General features: G+C 42.9%; 6 protein-coding genes and 1 pseudogene. All 7 read left to right on the top strand.

Features of this window, described 5'->3' with window-relative positions:
• Positions 1-262: transcription termination/antitermination protein NusG (locus tag CXF78_RS08845; protein WP_180957093.1), on the top strand; the 262-nt coding region annotated here is incomplete at its 5' end.
• A gap of 129 nt (positions 263-391) precedes the next feature.
• Positions 392-820, top strand: coding sequence for a 50S ribosomal protein L11 (gene rplK, locus CXF78_RS08840; RefSeq protein ID WP_011635629.1), 429 nt, complete (start codon positions 392-394; stop codon positions 818-820).
• Positions 821-824: 4 nt separating this feature from the next.
• Positions 825-1,526, top strand: coding sequence for a 50S ribosomal protein L1 (rplA, locus tag CXF78_RS08835; RefSeq protein ID WP_102036543.1), 702 nt, complete (start codon positions 825-827; stop codon positions 1,524-1,526).
• 276 nt (positions 1,527-1,802) lie between these two features.
• Complete coding sequence (gene rplJ / locus CXF78_RS08830; RefSeq protein ID WP_011635631.1) at positions 1,803-2,303, top strand: 50S ribosomal protein L10; 501 nt, start codon at positions 1,803-1,805, stop codon at positions 2,301-2,303.
• A gap of 54 nt (positions 2,304-2,357) precedes the next feature.
• Entirely contained in the window at positions 2,358-2,723 is a 366-nt protein-coding gene (gene rplL, locus CXF78_RS08825; RefSeq protein ID WP_011635632.1) for a 50S ribosomal protein L7/L12, read from the top strand.
• A 235-nt stretch (positions 2,724-2,958) separates the two neighbouring features.
• Positions 2,959-6,990 (top strand): DNA-directed RNA polymerase subunit beta, encoded by a 4,032-nt coding sequence (rpoB, locus tag CXF78_RS08820; protein ID WP_011635633.1) that lies wholly within the window; start codon positions 2,959-2,961, stop codon positions 6,988-6,990.
• An 82-nt stretch (positions 6,991-7,072) separates the two neighbouring features.
• Positions 7,073-7,690, top strand: a pseudogene (locus CXF78_RS08815) (DNA-directed RNA polymerase subunit beta'); the annotation flags it as partial.

The following is a 7,690-nucleotide window of genomic DNA, read 5'->3' as shown; positions in this document are numbered from 1 at the left end:
TACATCCGATCGCCCGGCCCCGATTTCTGACAAGGAAGCTGACGCTATTCTTCAACGTCTTCAAGACACTGTTGAATCACCAACTCATCGTATTATGTACGAGCCGGGTGAAGTTGTTCGTGTGTGTGACGGTCCATTTGCTGACTTTAACGGTACTATCGAAGAAGTCGATTATGAAAAGAACCGTATTAAAGTTTCGGTGATGATTTTCGGTCGTTCAACACCAGTAGAATTAGATTTTAATCAAGTTGAAAAAAGCTGATTAAAATAACTACAAAATAAACATTGTTTGCGGGTGCGTATTTTTATATAATTCGCACCCGTTGTTTTCAGGGGAGCGTATTGGCATGTCGCCAACATGCGTTTGAACCCAAATTGAGGAAATGTCGACATGGCAAAGAAAATTGAAGCTTATATTAAGCTACAAGTAGCAGCTGGCGCTGCAAACCCGTCTCCACCAGTTGGACCTGCTTTAGGTCAAAAAGGTGTGAACATCATGGAATTCTGTAAAGCATTCAACGCTCGTACTGAGAAGTTCGAAAAAGGCATGCCAATTCCTGTTGTTATCACTGTATATAATGACCGTTCTTTCACTTTTGAGACTAAGACTCCACCTGCATCTTTCCTACTGCTTAAAGCAGTTGGTCTGAAATCAGGTTCTGGCCGTCCTAATACTCAAAAAGTAGGTACTATCAAGCGTAGCGCAGTTCAGGAAATTGCTGAAACTAAAGCTGCTGATATGACTGGTGCTGATATTGAAGCGATGACTCGCTCAATTGAAGGTACTGCACGTTCAATGGGTTTGGTAGTAGAGGATTAATATAATGGCAAAGCTAACTAAGCGTGCTCGCGTTATCCGCGAAAAAGTTGATGCAACAAAATTGTATGACATCAACGAAGCCGTAGTACTTTTACAAGAATTAGCGACTGCTAAATTTGTTGAGAGTGTTGACGTAGCTGTTAATCTAGGTATCGATCCTCGTAAATCAGATCAAAACGTGCGAGGTGCTACTGTACTTCCACATGGTACTGGTCGTGATGTTCGTGTTGCTGTATTCACACAAGGTGCAAACGCTGAAGCTGCTATCGCTGCTGGCGCTGAACTAGTGGGTATGGAAGATTTAGCTGAAAAAGTTAAAGCTGGCGAAATGAACTTTGACGTTGTTATCGCATCTCCAGATGCAATGCGCGTTGTTGGTATGTTAGGTCAAATCTTAGGCCCACGTGGTTTAATGCCTAACCCTAAAACTGGTACAGTAACGCCAAACGTTGCTGAAGCAGTTAAGAATGCCAAAGCGGGTCAAGTTCGTTACAGAAACGACAAAAACGGTATTATTCATACAACTATCGGTAAAGTAACTTTTACAACTGAGCAGTTGAGAGAAAACTTAGAATCGTTAGTGTCAGCACTGAAAAAGGCTAAGCCTGCAGTTGCTAAAGGCATTTACGTGAAAAAGATTAGCATCTCTACCACTATGGGTGCAGGTGTTGCTATCGACCAGGGTTCTCTGGAAGAAGCGAAGTAATATACAAAGCGCGCGTATTAGTCTATAATGCGCGCACTTTGTGGGTTGAAGCCGCTTTTATGCATTAGTTTTTAACTTTTTGCATATTAGAGTCGGTTTCCGTCCAAGACCGCAGGTGTTAATCGTTAGATTAACTTAATTTCCAGCGTAGACGGTGTCAGGCCCCAGCTAAATTTTTTTACTGGAAAATCTGCACCGTAAGTAATTAAACACATAAGTGTTTAATTTGGTAAATACTAGAGAAAATTCTCTAGGTAGAATCCAGGAGTAAAGCCAATGGCATTAAGACTCGAAGACAAACAGGCAATTGTTGCTGAAGTCAACGAAGCTGCCAAAGGTGCACTTTCTGCAGTTGTTGCCGATTCACGTGGCGTAACTGTAGGTGCTATGACCGGTCTGCGTAAAGCTGCTCGCGAAAATGGTGTGTTTGTACGTGTAGTACGTAACACTCTTGCTCGTCGTGCAGTTCAAGGTACAGCTTTTGAGTGCCTAGCAGAAACGTTCACTGGCCCAACTTTAATAGCTTTCTCTAACGAGCATCCAGGTGCTGCAGCGCGTCTTTTAAAAGACTTCGCTAAGGGACAAGCAAAATTTGAAGTTAAAGGTGCAGCTTTCGAAGGGATGTTTATCCCTGCAGCTGATATTGATCGTTTAGCGAAACTACCAACATACGAAGAAGCACTAGCTCAGTTGATGATGACTATGAAAGAAGCATCTGCTGGCAAGTTCGTTCGTACATTGGCCGCCCTTCGCGATCAAAAACAAGACGCCGCTTAATTTTAGGCTGGCAGCTTAATAAAATTGAATTCAGAACAATAGGAAATATTTCTAATGTCTATCACTAAAGACCAAATGTTAGAAGCTTTTGCAGCAATGTCTGTAATGGAAGTAGTTGAACTAATCGAAGCTATGGAAGAGAAATTCGGCGTTTCTGCTGCTGCTGCAGTAGTTTCAGGCGGCGGCGACGCTGTTGCTGCTGAAGAGCAAACAGAATTTGACGTAGTACTTACTTCATTCGGCGAAAACAAAGTAGCTGTTATTAAAGCTCTTCGTAGCGCTACAGGTTTAGGCCTGAAAGAAGCTAAGACTATGGCTGAATCTTCTCCAATCGCAGTTAAAGAAGCTGTGTCTAAAGAAGAAGCTGCAACTCTTAAAGCTGATCTAGAAGCCGCTGGTGCTTCTGTTGAAGTTAAGTAAGCTATAATTTAGCTTGCATCACCCAAGTGATTGGGTGAAGGCTGACGGTTTTTTAACCGTTGGCCTTTTTTGCGCTTTATGCGCAGGCGATTTTTTTCACCTTTTGTCGCCAGTTTTAACAGTCCCTAGCAGAGATTACTGGTTAGGTTCTTGTCAACAAGGGTGATAGGCAAACGTGCTGATTTAATTAATATTAATTTCAGTCTTGGTCACATCTCGTAAGCAGAGGAAACCCATGGTTTACTCCTATTCTGAAAAGAAGCGTATTCGCAAAGACTTTGGTAAGCGTCCAAAAGTTTTGGACATCCCTTATTTATTGTCTATCCAGTTAGACTCTTTTAAGAAGTTCACCGATCATGACCCTACGGGTGAGCGTGGCTTAGAAGCCGCATTCCGTAGCGTTTTTCCTATCAAGAGCTTTTCTGGCTATTCTGAGCTGCAATATGTCAGCTACAAGCTAGGTGAGCCAGTTTTTGATGTGAAAGAATGTCAGATCCGCGGTGTAACTTATTCGGCACCACTACGCGTTAAATTACGCATGGTGTTGTTCGACCGTGAAGCTGCTGCTGGCACTGTTAAAGACATTAAAGAGCAAGAAGTCTACATGGGTGATATTCCTATGATGACTAATAACGGTACTTTCGTTATTAACGGTACTGAGCGTGTAATCGTGTCTCAGTTACACCGTTCTCCAGGTGTGTTCTTTGATCATGACCGTGGTAAAACCCACTCTTCTGGTAAGGTGCTGTATAACGCACGTATTATTCCTTACCGTGGTTCATGGCTTGACTTTGAATTTGATCCTAAAGATGCTCTATTCGTTCGTATTGACCGTCGTCGCAAATTACCAGCGACTATTATCTTACGTGCGCTTGAATATTCTACTCAAGATATCCTCGATTTATTCTTCGAGCGTATTGAGTTTAAGATTAAAAAAGATTCATTAGTCATGGCACTTGTGCCTGACCGTCTACGTGGTGAAACTGCTGGCTATGACATTAAAGATGCTGAAGGCGCTTTATTGGTTGAAGCTGGTCGTCGCATCACTGCACGTCATATTAAGCAACTTGAAAAAACCAATACTACTGAGCTAGAAGTGCCAGTAGATTATATTGTTGGTAAGTATGCTGCTCAAGACTACATCGATGAAGATACCGGTGAAGTTTTAGTGACTGCAAACAGCGAGATTACTTTAGAAGATTTAGCTAAGTTATCACTTGCTGGTATTAAGAATATTGATACTTTATTTATCAATGATCTTGATCATGGTGCTTATATTGCTGACACATTGCGCATTGATTCAACAACTAACCGCTTAGAAGCGCTAGTTGAAATCTATCGTATGATGCGTCCTGGCGAGCCACCAACCAAAGATGCAGCTGAAGGTTTATTCCAAAACCTATTCTTCAGTGAAGAGCGTTATGACCTATCTAAAGTAGGTCGTATGAAGTTCAACCGTCGTCTTGAGATTGCTGAAGACGAAGGTAACGGTGTGTTGTCTAAAGAAGACATCGTATCTGTTATGAAGAAAATCATCGAAATCCGTAACGGTTATGATGAAGTCGACGATATTGACCACTTAGGTAACCGTCGTATTCGTAGCGTTGGTGAAATGGCTGAAAATCAGTTCCGTGTTGGTTTAGTCCGTGTTGAGCGTGCTGTTCGTGAACGTCTATCTTTAGGCGATTTAAACGAGCTTATGCCACAAGACTTAATTAACGCTAAGCCAATTTCTGCGGCAGTGAAAGAATTCTTTGGTTCTTCACAGTTGTCACAGTTTATGGATCAAAACAACCCGCTATCAGAAGTAACGCATAAGCGTCGTATTTCTGCGCTTGGTCCAGGTGGTTTGACTCGTGAGCGTGCTGGTTTCGAAGTTCGTGACGTACATCCAACTCACTACGGTCGTTTATGTCCAATTGAGACCCCAGAAGGTCCAAACATTGGTCTAATCAACTCGTTAGCAAGTTTTGCACGTACTAACTCTTACGGCTTTTTAGAAACACCTTACCGCAAAGTGGTTGATGGTGTGATTACTGATGATGTTGAATACTTATCAGCAATCGAAGAAGGTCGTTACGTTATTGCTCAGGCTAACATCGAAGTTGATGCTGATGGCCGTATGGCAGAAGAACAAATTGCTTGTCGCCACAAAGGTGAATCTACCTTTATGCGCGCAGCTGATGTTCAGTATATGGACGTATCTCCACAACAGATTATTTCTGTTGCAGCATCATTAATTCCGTTCTTAGAACACGATGATGCTAACCGCGCATTGATGGGTGCAAACATGCAACGTCAAGCAGTACCAACTTTACGTGCTGATAAGCCGTTAGTCGGAACGGGTATTGAACGTACTCTTGCTGTTGACTCTGGTGTGGTTGTAGCTGCTAAACGTGGCGGTGTGGTTGATTATGTTGATGCTAGTCGTATCGTAGTTAAAGTAAATGAAGATGAGCTACACGCAGGTGAAGCCGGTATCGACATTTATAACCTAACTAAATATACCCGTTCAAACCAAAACACTTGTATTAACCAACGTCCTTGTTGTTCTGTTGGTGAGCCTGTGGTTCGTGGTGACGTATTGGCAGATGGTCCATCTACCGATTTAGGTGATTTGGCTCTTGGTCAGAACATGCGTATCGCGTTCATGCCTTGGAACGGTTATAACTTCGAAGATTCGATCTTAATTTCTGAGCGCGTAGCGCAAGAAGACCGTTTCACTACTATCCATATCCAAGAGCTTTCTTGTATTGCTCGTGATACTAAATTGGGTAGCGAAGAAATCACTGCTGATATTCCAAACGTAGGTGAGTCTGCTTTATCTAAACTAGATGAATCAGGTATCGTTTATATTGGTGCAGAAGTGAAGGGTGGCGACATTCTAGTGGGTAAAGTGACACCTAAAGGTGAAACACAGTTAACCCCTGAAGAGAAACTACTCCGAGCTATTTTTGGTGAAAAAGCGTCTGATGTTAAGGACAGCTCATTACGTGTTCCTAACTCAGTGAAAGGCACCATCATCGACGTACAGGTATTTACCCGTGACGGCGTTGAGAAAGACAAGCGTGCGCTTGAAATTGAAGACATGCACGTTCGTCAAGCTCGTAAAGACTTAGGCGAAGAGTTCAAGATCCTTGAAGAAGGCGTATTGGGCCGTGCACGTAACTTGTTACTGTCTGTGGGTTATTCTGAAGCTAAGTTAGCTGAGATCCCACGTAAAGACGTATTGATTCAAGTTATCGACGACGAAACTAAACAAACTGAATTAGAGCAGTTAGCTGAACAGCACGAAGAGCTAAAAGCTGACTTTGATAAGACATTTGAAATTAAGCGTCGTAAGATCACCCAAGGTGATGACTTGGCTCCTGGTGTATTGAAGATTGTTAAGGTTTACCTTGCAGTTAAACGTACTATCCAGCCTGGTGACAAGATGGCGGGTCGTCATGGTAACAAAGGTGTTATCTCGAAGATTTGTCCTGTTGAAGACATGCCATACGACGAAGAAGGTAATCCTGTAGACATCGTACTTAACCCATTGGGCGTACCATCGCGTATGAACATCGGTCAGGTACTTGAAGTCCACATGGGCGCAGCAGCTAAAGGTATCGGTAATAAGATTACTGCTATGCTTGAAGAGCAGCGTGAAATTGCCGAACTTCGTGGTTACATCAAGCAAGTGTACGAATTAGGTGATGACGTGCTTCAGCGCGTTGATATCGATTCGTTTACTGATGATGAAGTTGTGCGCTTGGCTACCAACCTTAAAGGTGGTATTCCAATTGCAACACCAGCATTCGACGGTGCTAAAGAGAAAGAGATCAAGCAAATGCTTGCTCTTGCAGGCTTACCTGAGTCTGGCCAGTTGACATTATGTGACGGCCGTACCGGTAACGAATTTGAGCGTAAAGTAACCGTTGGTTACATGTATATGCTTAAATTGAACCACTTAGTTGATGACAAGATGCATGCTCGTTCTACGGGTTCATACAGCTTAGTGACTCAACAACCATTGGGCGGTAAAGCTCAATTCGGTGGTCAGCGTTTCGGTGAGATGGAAGTGTGGGCACTTGAAGCATATGGTGCTGCTTATACTCTACAAGAAATGCTAACAGTTAAGTCAGATGACGTTAACGGTCGTACTCAGATGTATAAAAACATCGTCGACGGTAACCATCAGATGCAACCAGGCATGCCTGAGTCTTTCAACGTATTGTTGAAGGAAATTCGTTCACTTGGTATTAATATCGAGTTGGACCAAGAGTAAGCATCGCACTTAAGCAATGTTTGGTAACCAAGGGTGCTTTGCATCAGCAAAGCACCTGGTTTAACTCCTTCAGGAGAGAAACGTGAAAGACTTATTAAAGTTTCTTAAGCAGCAAAGTAAGACTGAAGAATTTAACGGTATAAAAATTGGTTTGGCCTCGCCAGATCTAATCCGTTCTTGGTCTTTTGGTGAAGTAAAGAAGCCAGAAACCATTAACTACCGTACATTCAAGCCTGAACGTGAAGGTTTGTTCTGTGCGCGTATCTTTGGTCCAGTTAAAGATTACGAATGTTTGTGTGGTAAATACAAGCGTTTGAAGCATCGTGGTGTTATTTGTGAAAAGTGTGGCGTAGAAGTTACCCAGACTAAAGTGCGTCGTGAGCGCATGGGTCACATTGATCTGGCTAGCCCAGTTGCCCACATTTGGTTCTTAAAATCACTTCCGTCACGTATTGGCTTAATGCTAGATATGACGTTGCGTGATATTGAACGCGTACTGTATTTCGAATCATTTGTTGTGATCGAGCCTGGCATGACCACGCTTGAGCGCGGCCAAATGCTAACCGAAGAAACGTATCTTGATGCGTTAGAAGAATACGGTGACGAGTTTGAAGCTAAAATGGGTGCTGAAGCAGTTCTTGAATTGCTACGAGCTATCAACTTAGCTGAACAGATCGAGCAAATGCGCGAAGAGTTGCCT

The organism is Shewanella sp. 11B5 (assembly GCF_002836795.1).
Lineage (GTDB): Bacteria > Pseudomonadota > Gammaproteobacteria > Enterobacterales > Shewanellaceae > Shewanella > Shewanella frigidimarina.
Note: the sequence above shows the minus strand (reverse complement) of the source record. Positions and strands in the feature narration are given on the sequence as shown.